Raw genomic sequence first — 21464 nt, forward strand, 5'->3', positions numbered from 1 at the left:
CATGCGCGCGACCCGCCTCGCCGCCGGCCTGATGGCGGCCCTGATCGGCGCGGCGCTCGGCGGTTGCGGCTTCCAGCTGCGCGGCCAGGCCAACCTGCCGCCGGATATGGCCCGCACCTACATCAAGATCGGGCCGGGGGCCGGCCCGGACCTGGCCACCGGCCTGCGCCGCGCGCTCACCGTCAACGGCGTGACGGTGGTCGACGACCCCAAAGCGGCGACGGCGACGCTCGAAGTCTCCAACGAGGCGGTGCGCCGGCGGGTGATCGTCAAGGGCCCGGGCGGCACCGCGCAGGAGTACGAGCTGTACTACGACGTCACCGCGGCCGTCACCCGCGCCAACGGCACGCCGCTGCTGCCGGCCGAGACCTTCCACCAGAGCCGCGACCTGCAGTACGACGAGGCGGCGGTGCTCGGCCGCGACTCCGGCGAGATCCTCGCCCGCCGCGACATGCGCCAGGACGCCGCCTGGGCGCTGCTGCGACGCCTGCAGGCGCTGGCCGCGCAGCGGTGAAGCTTCGCCCCGAGCAGCTCGCGGGCGCGCTCGGGCGCGGGCTCGCACCGCTGTACCTGGTGTACGGCGAGGAGCCCCTGCTGGCGCAGGAAGCCACCGATGCGATCCGCGCCGCCGCGCGCGCGGCCGGCGTCGACACGCGCGAGGTGTTCGCGGTCGAGGCCGGGTTCGACTGGGGCGCCTTCGCCACGGCGGTGGCGAGCCTGTCGCTGTTCGGCGGGCGGCGCCTGCTCGAACTGCGCCTGCCCGGCGGCAGGCCCGGCGACGAGGGCGGACGGGTGCTGCGCGCCTACGCCGCCGACCCGCCGGCCGACACCGTGCTGCTGGTGCTCGCCGGCAAGCTCGATGCCGCGACGCAGAAGAGCGCGTGGTTCACCGCGCTGGAGGCCGCCGGGGTCGGCGTGGCGTGCCTGCCGGTCGAGGCGCGCGCGCTGCCCGAGTGGCTGGCGCGACGGGCCGCGGCCCGCGGCATGCGCCTCGCCCCCGAGGCGCTCGCGCTGCTCGCCGAGCGCGGCGAAGGCAACCTGCTCGCCGCCGAGCAGGAGCTGGAGAAGCTCTACGTGCTGTACGGGCGCGAGCCCATCGATGCCCCCACCGTGCTCGACGTGGTCGGCGACAGCGCCCGCTACAGCATCTACGACTTCGCCGACGCCGCGCTCGAAGGCGATGCCGCGCGCGTGCTGCGCACGCTGAACGGCCTGCGCGCCGAGGGCGAGGAGCTGCCCCTCGCGCTGTGGGCGCTGGCGCGCGAGGTGCGCCTGCTCGCGCAGGCCGCCGCCGACGCCGAGCGCGGCCTGCCGGCGGACGCCTCGTTCGCCCGGCTGAAGGTGTGGGAGAAGCGCAAGCCGCTGTTGCGCAAGGCACTGGGGCGCATCGGCGTGCGCGAGGCGCGACGCCTGCTCGCCGGCTGCGCACGCGTCGACCGGCAGTTGAAGGGCGCCGAACCCGGCGACGCCTGGGACACCCTGCTCGCGCTGGCGCTGCGCCTGGCCGGCCGCGACCTGCGCCTGGTGCGTTCGGCCTGAGCGCGCGCGGCGGCGGTCGCGGTTGCACGCGGCGGGCGCCCGGTCTGGTAAGGTTGGCACGTTCCCGGTATCCACTCGCGGTGCGCCAGGCGCGCCCCGGGACGCACGGAGGTACACATGAACGCTCAGGTTTCCCCGGTGGCGGCCAGCGACGTCGTCGCCTACATGCAAGGCGTCGGGCAGCGTGCCCGCGCCGCGGCGCGCAGCGTCGGCCGCGCCGACACGCAGACCAAGAACGCGGCGCTCTCCGCCATCGCCGCGCGCCTCGAAGCCGCGCTGCCGGCGCTGCTCGCCGCGAACGAGGCCGACCTCGCCGCCGGGCGCGCCAACGGCCTCGATGCGGCGCTGCTCGACCGCCTCGCGCTCGGCGAGAAGGGCGTGCGCGGCATGGTGCAGGGGCTGCGCGAGGTCGCGGCGCAGAAGGACCCGATCGGCGCCATCACCGACCTCGAGTACCGTCCGTCCGGCATCCAGGTGGGGCGCATGCGCGTGCCGCTGGGGGTGATCGGCATCATCTACGAGTCGCGCCCGAACGTGACCGCCGACGCCGCCGCGCTGTGCCTGAAGGCCGGCAATGCGGCGATCCTGCGCGGCGGTTCGGAGGCGTTCCGCACCAACCGCGCGATCGCCGCGTGCATCCGCGAGGGGCTGGAGGTCGCCGGCCTGCCGCTCGATGCGGTGCAGGTGGTCGACACCACCGACCGTGCCGCGGTCGGCGAGCTGATCCGCATGCGCGATTACGTCGACGTGATCGTGCCGCGCGGCGGCAAGAGCCTGATCGCGCGCATCAGCGCCGAGGCGCGGGTGCCGGTGATCAAGCACCTCGACGGCATCTGCCACGTCTACATCGACGACCGTGCCGATCCCGGCAAGGCGGTCAAGGTCGCCTTCAACGCCAAGTGCCGTCGCTACGGCATCTGTGGCGCGATGGAGACCCTGCTGGTGCACGAGGCGGTCGCGCCCTACGTGCTGCCCCAGCTCGCCGAACTGTACGCGGCCGCCGGGGTCGAGCTGCGTGGCTGCGCGCGCACGCGCCAGCTGCTGCCGGCGTGCGGGGTCGCCACCGAGGATGACTGGCGCACCGAGTACCTGGCGCCGGTGCTGTCGATCCGCGTCGTCGACGACATGGACGCCGCCATCGAGCACATCGAGACCTACGGCTCGCACCACACCGACAGCATCATCACCGAGGACCTGACGCGCGCGCGGCGCTTCCTGCGCGAGGTCGACTCCGCCAGCGTGATGGTCAACGCCAGCACCCAGTTCGCCGACGGCGGCGAGTACGGCCTGGGCGCCGAGATCGGCATTTCCACCGACAAGCTGCACGCGCGCGGCCCGGTCGGCGTCGAGGGCCTGACCACGCAGAAGTTCGTCGTGCTCGGGGACGGTTCCTGCCGTGCGTGAGGCGGTCGGCAGTCCGGCGATCCCCAAGGGCCTCCCGCTCGAGTGGGACGAGTGCGTGCGCCTCGACACCTTCATCGCGCGCATCGGGCACGAGCGCGACCTCGAGTTCGCCGACGGGCTGTTCTGCGCGCTCGGTGTCGTCCCCGGCCCGGTCGAGCCCGAGCAGTGGGTGCGGCCGATCCTCGGCGGCGCCCCCGAGGTGCCGAGCGAGGAGGCCGCGACGATCCGCCACTTGCTGCTGCGCCACTGCTTCGACGTGGTCTCGCGGCTGCGCCTGTCGAGCGACGAGCTCGACCAGGACAGCTTCTACCTGCCGCTGATCACCGAGCGCAGCCGTCCCGAAGGGCCGGCGGTCGGCGAGCGCTGGGCGCGAGGCTTCTTCACCGGCATGGCGGCGTCGGGGGTGGACTGGACGCCGTTGCAGCACGATGCCGAGGGCATGCGCCTGCTGATGCCGATCGCGATGCTGTTCCAGGGCTACGATCCCGAGGCGCCCGAGCAGACGCTCGACCGGCACAAGCTGATCGACCTGCTGCCGGTGCTGGTCTACGGCATGCGCCACTGGTGGGTGGCGAGCGGTCACGCGCTGCGCGTCGCCCGCGAGCGCCGCAACGCGCCGCAGGCCGGGCGCAACGAACCCTGCCCCTGCGGCAGCGGGCGCAAGTTCAAGAAGTGCTGCGGCGCGGCGCGCACCACGCTGCACTAGCACCGCATGCGCCCTCCCATCGGCCTGTTCGGCGGCACCTTCGACCCGGTTCACCACGCCCACCTGCGTCTCGCCGTGGAGGTGCGCGAGGCGCTCGGCCTCGCCGAACTGCGGCTGCTGCCGTGCCACGTGCCGGCGCTGCGCGCAGCGCCGGGAGCGAGCGCGGCGCAACGCCTGGCGATGCTCGAATGCGCCGTGCGCGGCGAGCCGGGCCTGGTGGTCGACGGTCGCGAGCTGCGCCGCACCGGGCCGTCGTACACCGTCGACACCCTCGCCGAGGTGCGCGCCGAGGTCGGTCCCGAGGTGCCGCTGGTGTGGCTGCTCGGGCTCGATGCGCTCGCCGGCCTGCCACGCTGGGAGCGCTGGCGCGAGCTCACCGACTACGCCCACCTCGCCGTGCTCGGCCGCCCCGGCGCCGAGCTGCCCGACGATCCCGCGCTCGCCGCGTTCATCGCCGCGCATGCGGCGAGCCCGGCGCTGCTCACCGAGCGTCCCGCCGGCGGCCTCTGGTTCCAGCCCGCGACCCGGCTCGAGATCGCCGCCACGCAGATCCGCGCCGCGCTCGCGGCAGGACGCTCGGCGCGCTACTGGCTGCCCGATTCCGTACTCGATTACATCGTGCGCGCAGGCCTCTACGGCAGCGCACGTCCGCACGCCCCTCACTGAAGACCCCCATGCAGACCGAAGAACTGAAGAACGTCGTCGTCGATGCCCTCGAAGAACTGAAGGGCGTGAACATCCAGGTGCTCGACGTCCGCGGCAAGGCGAGTTTCACCGACCTCATGGTGATCGCCAGCGGCACCTCCGACCGCCACGTCAGGTCCCTCGCCGGCAAGGTGCAGGACAAATGCCGCGAAGCCGGCGAGCGCCCGCTCGGCGTCGAGGGCGAGCGCGAAGGGCAGTGGGTGCTGATCGACCTCGGCGACGTCGTCGTCCACGTGATGAGCCCGCAGACGCGCGACTTCTACAACCTCGAGAAGCTCTGGGCGGCGTGAGCGGCGCGCCGCTGCGCCGTGCGCGCCCGCCGGCGCGCCGATGAGGATCCTGCTGCTCGCCGTCGGCCAGAAGATGCCCGCCTGGGTCGCGGCCGGCTACGCCGAGTACGCCGCGCGCCTGCCGCGCGAGTGCGGCCTCGAACTGGTCGAGATCGCGGCCGGCAGGCGCACCCGCCATGCCGACGTCGCCCGCATCCTGCGCGACGAGGGCGAGCGCCTGCTCGCCGCGCTGCCGCGCGGCGCGCGCCTGGTGGCGCTCGACCTGCGCGGGCGCCAGGACAGCACCGAGGAGCTCGCCGCCCGCCTCGGTGCCTGGCAGCACGACGGCCGCGACGTCGCGCTGGCGATCGGCGGGCCGGAAGGGCTCGACCCCGCGGTGGCGGCCCGCGCCGAGGAGACCTGGTCGCTGTCGCGCCTGACCTTCCCGCACCCGCTGGTGCGCGTGATCGTCGCCGAGGCGCTGTACCGCGCCTGGAGCCTGTCGGTGGGCCACCCCTACCACCGCGCCTGAAGCCGGGCGCGGACGCCGTGCCGCACTGGCCGGCGCGCGCCGGTGGGGCCAGACTGGTGGCATGCTGATCGACACCCACTGCCACTTCGACGCCCCCGAGTTCGACGCCGACCGCGACGCCGCCTACGCGCGGGCGCTGGCGGCCGGGGTGCGCGCGCAGGTGCTGCCGGCGGTGAGCGCCGCGCTGTGGCCGGGCCTCAAGGCGGTCGCCGCCCGCTACCCCGGCCTGCACGCCGCCTACGGCCTGCACCCGTGCTACCTCGATGAACACCGCCCCGAGCACCTCGACACGCTGCGGCGCTGGATCGAGGCCGAGCGCCCGGTGGCGGTCGGCGAGTGCGGGCTCGACCTGTTCGTCGCCGGGCTCGACCCGCTGGCGCAGGAGCGCTACTTCGTCGCCCAGCTCAAGCTCGCCCGCGACTTCGGGCTGCCGGTGATCGTGCACGCGCGGCGCGCGGTCGATCAGGTGCTGAAGTGCATCGGCCGCATCGGCGCGCTGCGCGGCGTGGTGCACAGCTTCGCCGGCTCGCGCGAGCAGGCCCTGCGCCTGCGCGAACGCGGCTTCCTGGTGAGCCTCGGCGGGCCGCTCGGCTACCCGCGCGCCAACCGCCTGCACCGCCTGGCGCGGGAGCTGCCGCTCGCCTGCCTGATGCTCGAGACCGACGCCCCCGACCAGCCCGGCCCGGCGCACCAGGGAACGCGCAACGAGCCGGCCTACCTGCCCGAGGTGCTGGCGACGCTCGCCGCGCTGCGCGAGGAGGCGCCCGCCGCGATCGCCGCGGCGACCACGCGCAACGCCCTCGAACTGTTCGGCCTGCCGGCGCCCGCGGCCTGACACCATGGGCCGCGGGCGCCGACACCCGTGTCCCTCCGGAGAGCTTCCATGCAGACCTTCGCGCTCGCGATCCACGGCGGTGCCGGCACGGTGCCGGCGGCCAGTCTCACCCCCGAGGCCGCCGCGGCCTACCGCCGCGGCCTCGAGGACGCGCTGCGTGCCGGCCACGCGGTGCTGTGCGGCGGCGGCAGCGCGCTCGACGCCGTCACCGCGGCGGTGTGCGCGCTGGAGGACGACCCGCTGTTCAACGCCGGCCGCGGCGCGGTGTTCAACCTCGCCGGCCGCCACGAGATGGACGCCGCGGTGATGGACGGCCGCGACCGCGCGGCCGGCGCGGTGGCGGCGCTGTGCGACATCCGCAACCCCGTGCGGGTGGCGCGGCGGGTGATGGAGGCGAGCCCGCACGTGCTGCTCGCCGGCGAGGGCGCGCGTGCGTTCGCGCTGGAGCAGGGCTTCGCGGCCGAGCCGGAGGCGTACTTCCACACCGAACGCCGCTGGCAGGCGCTGCAGGAGGAACGCGCCCGGCTGCACGATGGCGGCAGCGCCGCGGACGCCCCCGCCGAGCGCCGCCACGGCACCGTCGGCGCGGTCGCGCGCGACGTGCACGGCCACCTCGCCGCCGCCACCTCCACCGGCGGCATGACCGCCAAGCACGTCGGGCGCGTCGGCGACACGCCGCTGATCGGCGCCGGCACCTTCGCCGACGACGCCAGCTGCGCGGTGTCGGCGACCGGCCACGGCGAGTTCTTCATCCGTCGCGTGGTCGCGCACAGCGTGCACGCACGCATCAGCCTGCTCGGCGAGCCGCTGGCGCGCGCCGCCGAGGTCGTGGTGATGGACGAGCTGCGCGCGCTCGGCGGCGAGGGCGGGCTGGTCGCGGTCGATCGCCACGGCCACATCGCGATGCCGTTCAACTCCGAGGGCATGTACCGCGGCTGCGTGCGCGACGACGGCCGCTGCCTCACCGCGATCCACGGCGAGGCGCCCGCGCTGCGCTGAGGCTGCGGGCGGGGCGGCGGCGGGGGCTGTGTTAGGCTCCGCGCCGATCCGCACGCGAGGACGACCTGCGCCATGAACCGCATGCCCAACCCGCTGACCGAACGCCTGCGCATCCGCCATCCCCTGATCCAGGCGCCGATGGCGGGCGGCCCGAGCACCCCCGCGCTGGTGGCCGCCGTCGCCAACGCCGGCGGGCTCGGTTCGCTCGCCGGCGCCTACCTGCACCCCGCCGCGATCCGCGAGGCGATCGCGCAGGTGCGTGCGCTGACCGACCAGCCGTTCGCCGTCAACCTGTTCGTCCCCACCGCGGTGCGCGACGAGCCCGAGCAGGTCGAGTGGGCGCGCGAGCTGCTCGCACCGCACCGTGCCCGGCTCGGGCTGCCGGCCGACGAGGGCGCGCCGCTGCCGTCGCTGCCGCGCTTCGACGAGCAGCTCGAGGTGCTGGTCGAGGAGGGCGTCGAGGTGTTCAGCTTCGCCTTCGGCGTGCCGAGCGGCGAGCAGCTGACCGAGCTGCAGGACGCCGGCATCGTCACCATCGGCACCGCCACGCACCTGCTCGAAGCCCTGGTGCTGGAGGAGTGCGGGGTCGACTTCATCGTCGCCCAGGGCGCCGAGGCCGGCGCGTACCGCGGCGGCTTCGTCGGCGACCCCGAGCGCGTGCAGGTGGGCACGATGGCGCTGGTGCCGCTGCTCGCCTCGCACCTGCGCACGCCGGTGATCGCCGCCGGTGGCATCATGGACGGCCGCGGCATCGCCGCCGCGCTCGCCCTCGGCGCCGCCGGCGCGCAGCTCGGCACGGCCTTCCTCGCCTGCCCGGAAAGTGGTGCGCACCCGCTGTGGAAGCAGGCGCTGCTCGACGCCACCGAGGTCGGCACTGAGCTGACGCGGGTGCTGACCGGGCGCAGCGCGCGGGCGCTGCGCAACCCGCTGCTGGCGGCGCTCGGCCCCGACGCCGCCGATCTACCCGGCTTCCCGGCGCTGCACCTGCTGACCCAGCCGCTGCGCCACGCCGCCGCCGCCCAGGGCTGCAGCGACTACATGGCGCTGTGGGCGGGGCAGGGCGCGCCGCTGTGCGAGACGCGCCCGGCCGCCGAGCTGGTCGAGGACTGGATGGCGCAGGTCGCCGAGATCCTCGGCGGCTGAGGCGCCGGCTCAGCCGTGCGCGGCGAACGCGCCGACGCCGCGCTCGATGCCGGCGGCGGCCTCGCCGATCAGGCGCAGGCGTCGCACCAGCGCGTGCGGCGCGCTCGGCGGCGCCTGCAGCGGCGGTGACGGGGCCGCGGCATCGGCGGCCTGGCCGAGGCGGCGTTCGGCGCGTTCGAGCGCGGCGCGGGCGGCGCCGAGGGCGGGCACCAGCAGGTGCTCGCGTGTCGCCGCGTCAACCGTGCCCGCGCGGGTCGCCGCGAACACCGCGAGCCCGGCGATCTGCGAGGCGAGCAGGTAGTTCTGCAGCACGAAGTTGTACAGCCAGGTGACGCCGTGCTGCTGGGGGCGCGGCTCGTGCAGCATGCGCTCGAACGCCCCGCCCAGGTTCGCCACCGCCACGTGCACGCCGCGGCGCGCCAGGCGGTAGGCGGCGTCGCCGTCCTGCGGGCGCAGGTAGAGCGCGAGCGCGGCGTCGAGGTAGCCGCGGTTCGCGGCGAGCACCGCCGCCGCCAGCTGCGGCAGCGTGCGGTGCTCCCAGTGCGGCAGCAGGTAGCTGAAGACGAGCGCCAGCGCCGAGCCGACGGCGGTGTCGACGATGCGCTCGCCCACCACCGCCACGCTGCCCGGCATCAGCACGTTGAACTGCAGCAGCACGAGCATGCAGGTGCACATCGCGCTGTAGCGGTAGGCCACCGTCAGCAGGCTTACGCCGAGCACCAGGCAGACGAACATGATCGCCACCTGCAGCGCCGGGCTGTGCACGAAGTGCAGCACGGCGACCGCGGCGAGGCAGCCGGCGGCGGTGCCGATCAGGCGGTCGAGGTTGCGCTGGCGGGTGAGGCCGAAGCTCGGCTTGAGGATGATGACGATCGTCAGCAGCACCCAGTAGCGGTGGCTGAGCGCCGGCAGCAGCTCGGCGAGCACGAAGCCGGTGCCGAGCGCGAGCGCGCTGCGCACGGCGTGGCGCAGCACCGGCGACTGCCAGCGCCCGTGACGGCGCAGCGCCGCGAGCGTGTAGCCCTGCTGCGACAGGAACGGGGCGAAGTCGAGGCGGGGGGCGTCGTCGCCGGCGGCGGCCGGGGTGCGCGGATCGGTCGCCGCGTGCAGGCGGGCGACGATCCCGATCGCCGCCCGCACCTTGTTGAAGGTGGCGCGCAGCGCCATGCGCGCCTCGACGTCGGCCGCCGGGTCCTGCTCCAGCCGCTCCAGCGCGAGCTCGATGGCAGGCAGCTCGGCGCGCTGGCGCGCCTGCGGGCGCGACGGGCGGTCGCGCACCACCGCGTAGGCGATCGCGTCGAGCTCGTCGGCGAGTTCCTGCACCAGGTCGCGCAGGAACAGCATCACGTCGGCGCCGCCGAAGTGGCGGCGCAGCAGTTCGTAGTCGGTCTGCGCCGACACCACGTATTCGTAGAGGTCGATCATCGCGCCGTGCAGCGCGAGCAGCCGGCGTTCGCGCTCGTGCGGCTGGCGGCCGGCGCGCAGCACCACGTCGCGCGCCACCTGCTGGGTCTCGGCGACCACGCCCTGCTGGCGCAGCAGCGCGCGGTAGGCGTTCTCGAGCAGCGTCTCCGGGTCGTAGAAGCGCGCCTTGATGCGCACGTAGCGGGCCAGTTCGATCAGCGCCGCAGCCAGCGCCTGCTGGCCGCCGCGGTGCGCGCGGTAACCGCACAGCGCCAGCGTGAACAGCGTGTAGCCGACGCCGCCGGCGAGGAACAGCAGCACCGCATGCGGCACGTCCGCCGGCGGCACGTGCCCGTCCACCGAGATCGCCATCATCAGCAGCGCGGCGAAGCCGATCATCGCCGCGCGCCGCCCCCAGGCGACCAGCATCGAGGCGGCGAAGCCGAGCGCCACCACGACGGCGCCGAGCAGCCAGGGCCACGGTGCCGCCAGGCTGGTGACGACCAGCGCGAACGCCCCGCAGGCGGTGCTCGCGAGCATCTCGTTGCGCTTGTGGCGCAGCGGCCCCGGCTGGTCGAGCACGCTCGCGCAGAAGGCACCGATCGCCACCGCCATCGCCGCGTGGGCGTCGCCCCACAGCGCAGCGAGCGCGAGCGCCGGGCCGAACACGCCGAGGCCGCAGCGCAGGCCGGCGTGAAAGTAATGGCCGTGGAGGAAGCGGGCGATCTGCTGCGTGCGGGTCATGGCGGTGACGGCGGCTGGGGGCGGCGATGATGCCACGCCGCGCCGTGCCCGGGTGGGCACGGCGGCGCACTCACACCACCTGGAAGCCGTGCGCGTAGGGGTCGCGCGGGTCGAGCGTGATCTCGCTGGTGCCGGTGATGCGCGCCCAGCCCTCGATGCTCGGGATGATCGCGTCGAAGTCGCCGACGCGGGTGGTGGCCTCGATGCGGCCGGTGAACAGGCTGCCGATCAGGCTCTCGTGGACGAAGGGCTCGCCGGGCGCGAGCCGGCCGCGGGCGTGCAGTTGCGCCAGGCGCGCCGAGGTGCCGGTGCCGCAGGGCGAGCGGTCGAGCGCGCCCTCGCCGTAGAGCACGGCGTTGCGCGCGTGCGCGCCGGGGCGCGTCGGCGCGCCGGTCCACTGGCAGTGGCGCACGCCGCGGATGCTCGGGTCCTCGGGGTGGACGAAGCTGTAGCGGGCGTTGAGGTCCTCGCGCAGCGCGCGCCCCAGCGCCACCAGCTCGGCGGCGCTGAAGTCGGCGAGGTCGCGGTAGCCCGGCTGCGGCTCGACGATCGGGTAGAAGTTGCCGCCGTAGGCGACGTCGACGCTGAGGCGGCCGAGGCGCGGCACGTCCACCTCGAGGTCGCGGGCGTAGAGGAAGGACGGCACGTTGGTGATGCGCACCGCGCCGACGTGCGGGCCGTCCAGCGTGTAGCGCGCCACCACCACGCCGGCGGCGGTGTCGAGGCGCAGCTCCCCGGGCGTGCGCGGCGTCACCAGCCCGCGCTCGATCGCCATCGTCACCACGCCGATGGTGCCGTGGCCGCACATCGGCAGGCAGCCGCTGGTCTCGATGAACAGCACGGCGACGTCGCAGTCGGCGCGCGTGCTGGGGTAGAGGAAGGCGCCCGACATCTGGTTGTGGCCGCGCGGCTCGTACATCAGGCCGGTGCGGATCCAGTCGTACTCGGCGATGAAGTGCAGGCGCCGCTCGCCCTGGGTGCTGCCGGCGAGCGGCGGATGGCCGCTCAGCACCAGGCGCACCGGGTTGCCGCAGGTGTGGCCGTCGATGCAGCGGAAGGTCGGCACGGCGTCCATCGCGCGCGCCTCAGCCGAGCCAGCGCGCGTAGAGCGCGGCGAAGGCGTCGCGCTCGTCGGCGGCGAGCGGGTACAGCGGCGGGCGGGTGTCGCCGGCCGGGACGCCGGCGAGCGCGCAGCCGAGCTTGGCCTTCTGCGTGTAGCCGCCGCCCTCCATGCTCGCCAGCAGCGGCAGCAGGCGCTGCAGCTGGGTGCGCGCGGCGGCGAGGTCGCCGGCCAGCGCCGCGTCCAGCACCGCGACGTGCTCGCGCGGCGCGAACGACGCCGCGCCGCCGATCCACGCGCGCACGCCCCAGGCGCAGTACTCGAGGATCTGGTCGTCGCAGCCGCAGATCACCGTGAAGGCGTCGCCGAGCCGGCCGTAGCGTTCGAGCAGGCCGTGCAGCCGGCCGATGTCGCCGCTGCTCTCCTTGATGCCGATCAGGTTCGGGTCCTCGACCAGGGCGTCGAGCACCTCGTAGCCGATCGTGACGCCGCTGCGCGCCGGGAAGTTGTACAGCACCACGGGGATGTCGACCGCCTCGAGCACGGTCTGGAAGTGGCGCGCCAGCTCGCGCTGCGACGGCAGCGCGTAGAACGGCGGGGCGAGCAGCACGGCGTCGTAGCCGAGCTCGTGCGCGCCGCGCGTGTGGGCGATCACCTCGCGGGTGCCGGCGGCGTTGGTGCCGGCGATCAGCGGCACGCGCCCGGCGACGGCCTCGCGCGCGTGGGCGAGCACCTGCCGGCGCTCGGCGTCGCTGCAGGCGTAGAACTCGCCGGTGCTGCCGAGCACGACGATGCCGGCGGCACCGGCGGCGATGACGAAATCCAGCACCCGGCCGAGCGCGTCGAGGTCGAGATCGCCGCTGGCGTTGAACGGCGTGACGAGCGCCGGGTAGACACCTTCGAGTTTCATCGCTTCGCTCCAGTGGGTGGGTGCGGTGGGCGCGCCGGGGGAGGGCGCGGGTCTCAGTGGCCGCCCAGGTAGGCCTCGCGCACCTCGGGGTTGCTGAGCAGTTCGGCGCCGCTGCCTTCCAGGCGGATCTCGCCGTTGACCATCACGTAGCCGCGATCGGCGAGCCTGAGCGCGTGGTTGGCGTTCTGCTCGACCAGGAAGATGGTCTTGCCGCTCTGCGCGACCTCCTTCAGCACCTCGAAGATGCGCTTCACGATCAGCGGCGCGAGGCCGAGGCTCGGCTCGTCGAGCAGGATCAGCTCGGGGCGCCCCATCAGCGCGCGGGCGATCGCGAGCATCTGCTGCTCGCCGCCGGAGAGCGTGCCGGCGCGCTGGTTGCGCCGCTCCTTCAGGCGCGGGAACAGCTCGAACATCGCCTGGCGGTCGGCGTCGAGGTGCGCCTGGCCGATCGGGATGGTGCCCATGACGATGTTCTCCTCCACCGTCATCGCCGGGAAGATGTGCCGGCCCTCGGGCACCTGGGCGATGCCGCGCGTGGCGATCTGGTGCGTGGGCACGCGGGTGATGTCCTCGCCGCGGTAGTAGACCTCGCCCACGGTGGCGCGCGGCGAGCCGAACACGGTCATCAGCAGCGTGGTCTTGCCGGCGCCGTTGGCACCGATCAGCGTGACGATCTCGCCGCGGTCGACGTGCAGCGATACCTGGCGCAGCGCCTGCACCGGGCCGTAGTAGGTGTCGACGCCGCGCACCTCGAGCAGCGGGGCGGTCATGGCGTCACCTCCGTGGTCTCGGTGCCGAGGTAGGCGGCGATCACCGCGGGCGAGCTGCGGATGTGCGCCGGGCCGCCGTCGGCGATCACCTCGCCGTGGTCGAGCACCACGATGTGCTCGGAGATGCCCATCACCAGCCCCATGTCGTGCTCGATCAGCAGCACGGTCACGCCGTGCTCGCCGCGCAGGCGGCGGATCAGCTCCGACAGCTCCTCGGTCTCCGACGGGTTGAGGCCGGCGGCGGGCTCGTCGAGGCACACCAGGCGCGGCCCGGTGCACATCGCGCGGGCGATCTCCAGGCGCCGCTGGCGGCCGTAGGGCAGCGAGCCGGCGAGCTTGTTGGCGTCGTCGAGCAGGTTCATCACCCGCAGCCAGTGGAAGGCGCGCTCGATGCCCTCGTCCTCGGCGGCGCGGAAGCCGGCGCTGTCGAAGGTGCCGGCGAGCAGGTTGCGGTTGAGCCGCTGGTGTTGCGCCACCAGGAGGTTCTCGACCGCGGTCATCTCCTTGAACAGGCGGATGTTCTGGAAGGTGCGGGCGATCCCGGCGCGGGCCACCAGGTAGGAGCCGCCGAGCACCGGGCGGGTCAGCAGCTCGCCGACCTCGACCTCGCCGGCCTCGGTCTGCAGGCGGATGCGGCCCTCGGTGGCCTTGTAGAAGCCGGTGACGCAGTTGAACACGGTGGTCTTGCCGGCGCCGTTGGGGCCGATCAGCGCGGTGATCGAGCCCTGGTCGACGGTGAAGTTGACGTCGTTGTTGGCGACGATGCCGCCGAAGCGCATCGTCAGCCCCTCGACCGTGAGCAGGGCGGGGCGGGAGCTGCTCATCTCAGGCCCCCTTCGGCGCGAACGCCGGGCGCTTGGGGCGGATCAGGCCGCGCGGTCGCCAGATCATCATCAGCACCATCAGCGCGCCGAACAGCAGCACGCGGTAGTCGGCGAAGTCGCGCAGCACCTCGGGCAGCAGCGTCAGCACCAGCGCGGCGATGATCACGCCGAGGGTCGAGCCCATGCCGCCGAGCACGACGATGGCGAGGATCAGCACCGACTCGAAGAAGTTGAACGAGGTCGGGTTGACGAAGCCCTGGTAGGTGGCGAAGAACACCCCGGCGATGCCGCCGGTCATCGCGCCCATCATGAACGCCGTGAGCTTGACCACGACGTGGTTGATGCCGAGCGAGCGGCAGGCGATCTCGTCCTCGCGCAGCGCCTCCCAGGCGCGCCCCATCGGCATCGCGCGCAGCCGCGTGATGAAGCGGATCATTGCCGCCACCACCACGAACAGCACCAGGTAGATGAACAGGAACTTGTAGTCGGCGCTGTATTCGAGCCCGAAGAACTCGTGGAAGGGCGTGTTGCCCTCGCCGCGGGCGACGCGGCCGAACTCCAGGCCGAAGAGGCTCGGGCCGGGCGCCGGTGCGCCGTTGGGGCCGCCGGTGACCTCCAGCCAGTTGTTCAGGATCAGCCGGATGATCTCGCCGAAGCCGAGCGTGACGATGGCGAGGTAGTCGCCGTGCATGCGCAGCACCGGGAAGCCGAGCACCGCGCCGCAGCAGGCGGCGAGGATCGGCGCGCACAGCAGCGCGGTCCAGAAGCCGATGCCGAAGTACTGCGCGCCCAGCGCGAGGAAGTAGGCGCCGACCGCGTAGAAGGCGACGAAGCCGAGGTCGAGCAGGCCGGCGAGGCCGACGACGATGTTGAGCCCGAGCCCGAGCAGCACGTAGATCAGCGCCAGGATCAGGTTGCCGATCCAGGTCTTCGGGAACAGCCCCCAGGCGTTGAACAGCAGCGGCAGCACCAGCCCGGCGACGAACAGCAGCGGCACCAGGATGCGCCACGGGCTCGACTGGCCGCGCCGGCGCAGCGAGCCGAGCCCCTGGCCGAGCACCACGAACAGCACGATCAGCACCAGCGCGGCGGCGCGCTGCACGTCCATCAGGCCGAACCGGCTCAGCACCAGCAGCAGCAGCGACAGCGCGCCGCCGATCACCAGCGGCCGCAGCACGCGGTGCCAGTCGTTGTCGGCGGCGGTCTCGACGGTGACGCCGTGCGCGCCCTTCTGGCCGAAGCGCGTGAGCAGGTCGCGGCCGGCGGGGGTCTGCACGCCGACGGCGACGACGAAGCGCCCCAGCGCGACGACCAGCGCGAGGCCGATGCCGTTGACGATCAGCGGGCCGCGCAGCAGCTCGGCGGTGATCGCGTAGCCGTCGAGCACGAGGTTGGTCACCGGCCCCAGCACCAGCAGCGTCAGCACGCCGGTGACCAGCGCATCGCGCAGGGCATGGCCGAAATCGATGGGTTCATGCACCTTGGCGCGCATTTCAGACTTTCTCCACTTCGGGCCGCCCGAGCAGGCCGCTCGGCTTGAAGATCAGCACGCCCACCAGCACCGCGAACGAGAACACGTCCTTGTAGTCGGTGTTGACGAAGCCGGAGAACAGCGATTCGAGCAGGCCGAGGATCAGCCCGCCGAGCATCGCCCCGGGCAGCGAGCCGATGCCGCCGAGCACCGCGGCGGTGAAGGCCTTGATGCCGGTGACGAAGCCGACGTAGAAGTCGAACGAACCGTAGTTGAGCGTGACCAGCACGCCGGCGACCGCCGCCATCACCGCGCCGATCACGAACACCAGCGAGATGATGCGGTCGGTGTTGACGCCGAGGATCGCCGCCATCTTGCGGTCCTGCTGCACGGCGCGGCACTGGCGCCCGAGGTTGGTGCCGCCGATCAGCCAGCTCAGGCCGGCCATGCAGGCCAGGCTCGCGACCAGGATCAGCACCTGCACGTACTTGATCTGCACGAAGTCCTCGCCGCTGCCGAAGCGGATGGTGCCTTCGATCAGCGTCGGGATGCCCTGCACGCGCGCGCCCTGGCTGATCTGCACGTAGTTCTGCAGCAGCAGCGAGATGCCGATCGCCGAGATCAGCGGCGCGAGGCGGGTCGAGCCGCGCAGCGGGCGGTAGGCCACGCGCTCGATCGACCAGCCGTAGAGGCCGGTGAGCGCCATGGTCACGGCGAGCGTGAGCAGCAGTGCGAAGAACACCGAGTCGATGCCGAAGAAGTGGATGACCGCGAGGGTGATCGCCATCAGATAGGCGCTCACCATGTAGACGTCGCCGTGGGCGAAATTGATCATGCCGATGATGCCGTACACCATCGTGTAGCCGATGGCGATGAGCCCGTAGATCGAGCCGAGGGTGAGGCCGTTGATGATCTGCTGGCCGAGAATGTGCCAATCCATCGAAATCTCCCGATGAATGCAAAGGCCCGTGCACCGGATCCGCGGCGCATGCCAGGCAAAAAAAAAGCCCCCGTACCGATCGGGCTGCGGGGGCTCGCGTGCCGTTATCGGCGCTCGTTCACTTCGTCGGCAGTTCGGCGTACTTGCCCTTGTCGTCCCACTGGTACATCACGTAGTCGGAGACCTTGAGGTCGCCCTTGGCGTCCCAGGCCTTGTCGCCCATCACCGTCTTCACGGTGTGGCTCTTCAGCCACTTGGCGAGCTCGGAGCCCTTGGTGCTCTTGGTCGCCTTGATCGCCTCGGCGATCGCCTGCGTCGCCGCGTACGAGTACAGCACATAGCCCTCGGACTTCAGGCCCTTCTTCTGCAGTTCGTCGACCACCGCCTTGCTCGACGGCAGCTTGCGCGGGTCGGCGCCGAAGGTCATGTACACGCCCTTGGCGTACTGCGGGCCGCCGGCGGCGGTGACGAAGGCCTCGTCGACGATGCCGTCGCCCGAGATGAACGGCGCGTTCATGCCCTGCTCGCGCAGCTGGCGCACCAGCGGGCCGGCTTCGGAGTGCAGGCCGCCGAAGTACACGGCGTCGGCGCCCGAGGCCTTGATCTTGGTGGCGAGCGCGTTGAAGTCCTTCTCGCCGCGGGTCAGGCCCTCGTAGAGCACTTCCTTGACGCCCTGCTTGCCGGCGGCGGCCTTCATCGCATCGGCGAGGCCCTGGCCGTAGGTGTCCTTGTCGTGGATGACCGCGACCTTCTTCGCCTTCAGCGTCTTCAGGATGAAGTCGGCGGCGACCACGCCCTGCTGGTCGTCGCGGCCGCAGGTGCGGAACACCGTCGGCAGCCCGCGCTCGGTGACCTTGGGATTGGTCGACGCCGGCGTGATCGCGAGCTTGTCGGCCTCGGCGTAGATCTCGGTGGCCGGGATCGTGCTCGACGAGCAGAAGTGGCCGACGATGGCGTCGACCTTGTCCTGGTCGACCAGCCGGTTGGCCACCGCGACCGCCTGCTTGGGCTCGCAGGCGTCGTCGGCCTTGATCACCTCGATCTTCTTGCCGTTGACGCCGCCGGCCGCGTTGATGTCGGCCGCCGCCTGCACCGCGCCCACCCACAGCTGTTCGCCGAACGCCGCGTTGGCACCGGTGTGCGGGCCGGCGACGCCGATCTTGATGACGTCCGCGGCGAGCGCGGTGCCAGCGGAGAGGGCGACGGCACCGGCGAGCGCCGAGACGGCGAACATGCGCTGCAAAGACTTTCTCATCATGCGTGACCTCGTGGTTGTGGCGATTGTGGCGTGGCGAGAACGGTGGACGGCCGGTCCGATTCCCGTGGTCGATGCCGGAGCGGACCCGGTGCCGATCCGCCCGCTGTCGTCATACGCATGCCGGCCGTCGCCGCCGCGCCGCGCCGCGACCTCGGCCGCCCGCACGGCCGGCGCGCGTACTGCGCACTACCGTAGCGTGCGCCGGGCGGCGACTCTACACCGTCGGCTGGCCGTGGTGTGCCGGGCATTCGGGCCATCGATCGAAGAACCACGATTCGTGCCATGTCGCGGAGCCGGGCGGTGCAGCGGAACGGCGGTGGGGCTTCAGGCGGCCATGCCGTGCTCATAGGCGAGCACCGCGCCGGCGAGGTCCTCGAGCGCCGTGCCGACCGACTTGAACAGCGTGATCGCGCTGTCGTCGCGCCGCCCGGGATGCGCGCCGCGTGCGAGTTCGGCGAGTTCGGCGCGGATGTCGGCGGCGCCGAGCGCGCCGCTGGCGAGCGGCTGCACGATGTCGCCCGCCTCGGCCATCGCGCCGGCGCGGGTGTCGACGTAGACCTCGGCGCGGCGCACGGCGGTGTCGTCGGCCTCGCGCATCGCCGGCGTGAAGCCGCCGACGAGGTCCAGGTGCGTGCCCGGCCGCAGCCAGTCGCCGCGGATCAGCGGCGTGGTGGCGAGGGTGGCGCAGCTGATGACGTCGGCCTGCGCGGCGCTCGCGGCGAGGTCGGTGACGGCCTGCGCCGGCAGCCCCGCGGCAGCGAGGCGGGCGGCGACCGCCGTCGCGCGCCCGGGGTGCCGGCCCCACACGCTGATGCGCCGCAGGCGGCGCACGCTGGCGTGCGCGGCGGCGAGGTAGTCGCTCAGGCGGCCGGTGGACACCAGCAGCAGGTGCCCGGCGTCGCGCCGCGCGAGGTAGTCGGCGGCGAGTGCCGAGGCCGCCGCGGTGCGCCGGGCGGTGAGTTCGTCGCCGTCGACGAGCGCGAGCATCGCGCCGTCGCGCGCGCTCATCAGCAGGTACTGGCCGGCGACCGCGGGGGCGCCGCGGGCGGCGTTGCCGGGAAAGACGTTGACGATCTTTACACCGAGATAGGCCCCGGGAGTCCACGCCGGCATCAGCAGCAGCGTGGCGTCGGGCGCGCCGGGCACGGCGACGGTGTGGTGGTGGCGCACCGGCGTTTCGCAGCCGGCGGCAAAGGCCGCACGCAGCGCGGCGATCAGCCGCGGCCAGGCGAGTGCGGTACGGACCGCGTCGGCACCGATCACGCGCATGGGCGGCTCCCGCACCCGTCGGGTGCACGCGCGCTGGCAGGCCGGGCGGGCGGGGTGGCGCACGGGCGCACGCGGACGGACGATGGCATCGGGTTCCCCCTGCCGGGGCGCCGCGCGGGCGGCCCCGTCGGTTTCGGAAAATTTTACAGCCGGCCGCCGCCGCGGCCGGGCGTGGCCCGCTCCGCGGGCGACGATCGGGGTCTGCCCGCGGGCCGGGAGTGTCTCCCCGGTCATCGTGACGAAGGCCACGGCATCGATCCGGGTCCGCTGGCTGGCCCCGACCTTGGGCTTCGAGGCTGCTGCGAGCACGAGGATCACGCTCCGGTGAGCGTAGATCAGCCGGGGCTGGGTGGCGGGGCGCGCGTCGATCCTCCCGGCGAGGATCGCCACCACCGCGTACCGGCCCTCGCCGCATGCCACGCAGTGGTGGCCCGGCGTCGGCGGGGGCCCCGGCGGCCCGGGCCGCCGCGGAAATTTCGCGCTGCCGGGCTAAAGTCCGCCGCGGCCCGGCCGATATGCCCTGACAGACGCGGTGCGCACGCATTCACGCATTCGCGCACGACAACAGCCCCGCCGGGCCGGGCCCGGCGGATGAACCCTGACGCTAGCTGGAAGGAGCGCTGTCATGGCCCTCGTGATCAATACCAACGTCCCGTCGCTGAACGCGCAGCGCAACCTGAACGGCACGCAGAACGCCCTCAACACCTCGCTGCAGCGCCTGTCGTCGGGCCTGCGCATCAACAGCGCGAAGGACGACGCCGCGGGCCTGGCCATCTCCGACCGCATGACCGCGCAGATCCGCGGCCTCAACCAGGCGTCGCGCAACGCCAACGACGGCATCTCGCTCGCGCAGACGGCCGAAGGCGCGCTGCAGGAATCCACCAACATCCTGCAGCGCATCCGTGAACTCGCCGTGCAGTCGGCGAACGACACCAACGCCGCCGCCGACCGGGTCTCGCTGCAGAAGGAAGTCGCGCAGCTCCAGCAGGAACTGAACCGCATCGCCAACACCACCTCGTTCAACGGCAAGAAGGTGCTCGACGGCACCTTCACGGCGCAGCAGTTCCAGGTCGGCGCCAACGCCAACCAGACCATCCAGGTCAACATCGGCGACGCGCGCGCGACGGCGATCGGTGCCTACCGGGTCACCAACGGCGACGGCGCGGGCTTCATCAACGCCGCCTCGACCGCCGCCGCCACCGGTTCGGTGGCGAACAACGTCACCGCCGGCGGCACGATCACCGTGGCCGGCTTCAACGGCAGCAAGGACGTCACCTTCAGCAGCGGCGCCTCGGCGCGCGACATCGCCACCGCGGTGACCGCCGAGGAGGCGTCGTCCGGCGTCACCGCCACCGCGATCAGCTTCGCGCAACTCACCGTCGCCGCGAGCGGCACGGTTTCGCTCGACCTGACCGGGCAGGCCACCGGCACGGTCACCGCGCAGATCGTCGATGTCAACGACCTCTCGTCGCTGGCCACGTCGATCAACGACCAGGCCGGCACCACCGGCGTGTTCGCCACGCTGTCGGCGGACAAGACCACGATCACGCTGAGCAATGCCGACGGCTACGACATCAAGGTCGAGGCGCGTACCGGTTCGCAGAGCGTCGGGCTCACCGGCGTGCAGGAGGACGGCACCACCACCTCGGGCTCGGCGGTGACCGTCGCGGCCGGCAACGGCAGCGTGGTCGGCGGCAACCTCATCTTCCAGTCGTCGAAGAACTTCTCGGTGAGCAGTTCGAGCACCTTCCTCTATGCCTCCAGCGCGGCGCAGGCGGGCACGCTCAGCGCGGTGGCGGACATCTCGATCAATTCGCAGGCCGGTGCCAACGATGCGCTGAGCGTGGTCGACAGCGCGCTCGCCTACATCGACGACCTGCGCGCCGACCTCGGTGCGATCCAGAACCGCTTCCAGTCGACCATCGCCAACCTGCAGAACGTGAGCGAGAACATCGCGGCCTCCCGCTCGCGCATCCAGGACACCGACTTCGCCTCCGAGACCGCCGCGCTCAGCCGCAACCAGATCCTGCTGCAGGCGGGCACCGCGATGCTGGCGCAGGCCAACCAGTCGCAGCAGAACGTGCTCACGCTACTCCGCTAGACTGAGGCACGGTGAGGCCAGTCAACCCGGGACGGCAGCCGCCGTCCCGGGCTTTCCCGCTTGATGAGGAGAGGCCGTCATGAGTAACAGCATCAACGTTTCGCCGGGGGCCGCGACGGCGCCGGCAGTGGGTGCTTACTCGGCCGTCGAACGCCACGCCCCGGCCCGCGGGGCGGCGGTGGCGGAGGCGCCGGCGTCGCGTACCGGCGACCCTGCGCCCGTCGCCGTGCCGGCGCGGCCACCGTCGCGCGAACAGTTGCAGGCCGCGGTGAGCACGGCCAACCGCCGTGCCAGCGAACTGCAGGGCACCAACCTGCAGTTCGCGATCGATGACGAATACGGAGCGATGGTGGTCAAGGTGACCGACGCCGAAACCAAGGAGGTGATCCGGCAGATCCCGCCGGAGGCGATGCTGAAGCTGGCCAAGTTCTTCGCCGACCTGGCCGAGGCGCAGCGCGAGACCGACACCGCCGCGACCGGCACCGAGCGCGGCGGCTACGGGGCGTCGGGCGAACGTGCAGTGATCGAGGGACTGCTGATCCGCGTCCAGGCCTGACGCGGGCGCTGGCGCGCCGCGTCGG

Annotated in this window: 21 protein-coding genes; 12 read left to right on the top strand and 9 right to left on the bottom strand. The window is 73.0% G+C overall.

Annotated features, from left to right (window positions below):
* Position 1: 1 nt before the first annotated feature.
* The 10 genes from EV699_RS10090 (at position 2) to EV699_RS10135 (ending at position 8132) form a co-directional block, all read left to right on the top strand.
* Entirely contained in the window at positions 2–514 is a 513-nt protein-coding gene (locus tag EV699_RS10090) for an LPS-assembly lipoprotein LptE (protein ID WP_132542242.1), read from the top strand.
* Positions 511–1539 (top strand): DNA polymerase III subunit delta, encoded by a 1029-nt coding sequence (holA, locus tag EV699_RS10095; protein ID WP_132542244.1) that lies wholly within the window; start codon positions 511–513, stop codon positions 1537–1539. The genes EV699_RS10090 and holA overlap by 4 nt, the downstream gene beginning before the upstream one ends.
* A gap of 117 nt (positions 1540–1656) precedes the next feature.
* Positions 1657–2943 (top strand): glutamate-5-semialdehyde dehydrogenase, encoded by a 1287-nt coding sequence (locus tag EV699_RS10100; RefSeq protein ID WP_132542246.1) that lies wholly within the window; start codon positions 1657–1659, stop codon positions 2941–2943.
* Positions 2936–3649 (top strand): UPF0149 family protein, encoded by a 714-nt coding sequence (locus EV699_RS10105; protein WP_132542248.1) that lies wholly within the window; start codon positions 2936–2938, stop codon positions 3647–3649. The genes EV699_RS10100 and EV699_RS10105 overlap by 8 nt, the downstream gene beginning before the upstream one ends.
* A gap of 6 nt (positions 3650–3655) precedes the next feature.
* Positions 3656–4315: a nicotinate-nucleotide adenylyltransferase gene (nadD, locus tag EV699_RS10110; protein ID WP_132542250.1), complete on the top strand. Its 660-nt coding sequence runs from the start codon at positions 3656–3658 to the stop codon at positions 4313–4315.
* Positions 4316–4323: 8 nt separating this feature from the next.
* Positions 4324–4644 carry a ribosome silencing factor gene (gene rsfS / locus EV699_RS10115; protein ID WP_132542252.1) on the top strand — a complete coding sequence of 107 codons (321 nt, stop codon included), beginning with the start codon at positions 4324–4326 and terminating at the stop codon, positions 4642–4644.
* Between the two features lie 40 nt (positions 4645–4684).
* On the top strand, positions 4685–5155 hold the full coding sequence (gene rlmH, locus EV699_RS10120; protein ID WP_132542254.1) for a 23S rRNA (pseudouridine(1915)-N(3))-methyltransferase RlmH: 471 nt from the start codon (positions 4685–4687) through the stop codon (positions 5153–5155).
* 61 nt (positions 5156–5216) lie between these two features.
* Positions 5217–5990 carry a TatD family hydrolase gene (locus tag EV699_RS10125; RefSeq protein WP_132542256.1) on the top strand — a complete coding sequence of 258 codons (774 nt, stop codon included), beginning with the start codon at positions 5217–5219 and terminating at the stop codon, positions 5988–5990.
* Positions 5991–6038: 48 nt separating this feature from the next.
* Positions 6039–6989: an isoaspartyl peptidase/L-asparaginase family protein gene (locus tag EV699_RS10130; RefSeq protein WP_132542258.1), complete on the top strand. Its 951-nt coding sequence runs from the start codon at positions 6039–6041 to the stop codon at positions 6987–6989.
* A 72-nt stretch (positions 6990–7061) separates the two neighbouring features.
* On the top strand, positions 7062–8132 hold the full coding sequence (locus EV699_RS10135; protein ID WP_243662621.1) for an NAD(P)H-dependent flavin oxidoreductase: 1071 nt from the start codon (positions 7062–7064) through the stop codon (positions 8130–8132).
* 9 nt (positions 8133–8141) lie between these two features.
* Here the strand turns inward: EV699_RS10135 and EV699_RS10140 are convergent, their stop codons facing one another.
* From EV699_RS10140 to lhpI, 9 genes are all read right to left on the bottom strand, one after another.
* Positions 8142–10280 (bottom strand): FUSC family membrane protein, encoded by a 2139-nt coding sequence (locus tag EV699_RS10140; protein WP_132542260.1) that lies wholly within the window; start codon positions 10278–10280, stop codon positions 8142–8144.
* Between the two features lie 70 nt (positions 10281–10350).
* Entirely contained in the window at positions 10351–11355 is a 1005-nt protein-coding gene (locus EV699_RS10145) for a 4-hydroxyproline epimerase (RefSeq protein ID WP_132542262.1), read from the bottom strand.
* A 10-nt stretch (positions 11356–11365) separates the two neighbouring features.
* Complete coding sequence (locus tag EV699_RS10150; RefSeq protein WP_132542264.1) at positions 11366–12250, bottom strand: dihydrodipicolinate synthase family protein; 885 nt, start codon at positions 12248–12250, stop codon at positions 11366–11368.
* A gap of 53 nt (positions 12251–12303) precedes the next feature.
* Entirely contained in the window at positions 12304–13020 is a 717-nt protein-coding gene (locus EV699_RS10155) for an ABC transporter ATP-binding protein (protein WP_132542266.1), read from the bottom strand.
* Positions 13017–13844 (bottom strand): ABC transporter ATP-binding protein, encoded by an 828-nt coding sequence (locus EV699_RS10160; protein WP_132542268.1) that lies wholly within the window; start codon positions 13842–13844, stop codon positions 13017–13019. Before EV699_RS10160 ends, EV699_RS10155 begins: the two co-directional genes overlap by 4 nt.
* Before the next feature lies 1 nt (position 13845).
* Positions 13846–15336: a high-affinity branched-chain amino acid ABC transporter permease LivM gene (livM, locus tag EV699_RS10165; protein ID WP_243662622.1), complete on the bottom strand. Its 1491-nt coding sequence runs from the start codon at positions 15334–15336 to the stop codon at positions 13846–13848.
* A 1-nt stretch (position 15337) separates the two neighbouring features.
* Positions 15338–16255 carry an ABC transporter permease subunit gene (locus EV699_RS10170; RefSeq protein ID WP_132542270.1) on the bottom strand — a complete coding sequence of 306 codons (918 nt, stop codon included), beginning with the start codon at positions 16253–16255 and terminating at the stop codon, positions 15338–15340.
* Between the two features lie 118 nt (positions 16256–16373).
* On the bottom strand, positions 16374–17510 hold the full coding sequence (locus tag EV699_RS10175) for a branched-chain amino acid ABC transporter substrate-binding protein (protein WP_424450029.1): 1137 nt from the start codon (positions 17508–17510) through the stop codon (positions 16374–16376).
* A gap of 327 nt (positions 17511–17837) precedes the next feature.
* The gene (gene lhpI / locus EV699_RS10180; protein WP_132542274.1) at positions 17838–18782 is read right to left on the bottom strand and encodes a bifunctional Delta(1)-pyrroline-2-carboxylate/Delta(1)-piperideine-2-carboxylate reductase; all 945 of its coding nucleotides are present in this window, start codon (positions 18780–18782) and stop codon (positions 17838–17840) included.
* Positions 18783–19407: 625 nt separating this feature from the next.
* On the opposite strand from lhpI, the gene EV699_RS10185 reads away from it, so the two are divergent.
* Together EV699_RS10185 and EV699_RS10190 are read left to right on the top strand one after the other, a co-directional pair.
* Positions 19408–20883, top strand: a complete 1476-nt coding sequence (locus tag EV699_RS10185; protein WP_132542276.1) for a flagellin — start codon at positions 19408–19410, stop codon at positions 20881–20883.
* A gap of 79 nt (positions 20884–20962) precedes the next feature.
* The gene (locus EV699_RS10190; RefSeq protein ID WP_132542278.1) at positions 20963–21439 is read left to right on the top strand and encodes a flagellar protein FlaG; all 477 of its coding nucleotides are present in this window, start codon (positions 20963–20965) and stop codon (positions 21437–21439) included.
* The last annotated feature ends 25 nt before the right edge of the window (positions 21440–21464 follow it).

The organism is Plasticicumulans lactativorans (assembly GCF_004341245.1).
Lineage (GTDB): Bacteria > Pseudomonadota > Gammaproteobacteria > Competibacterales > Competibacteraceae > Plasticicumulans_A > Plasticicumulans_A lactativorans.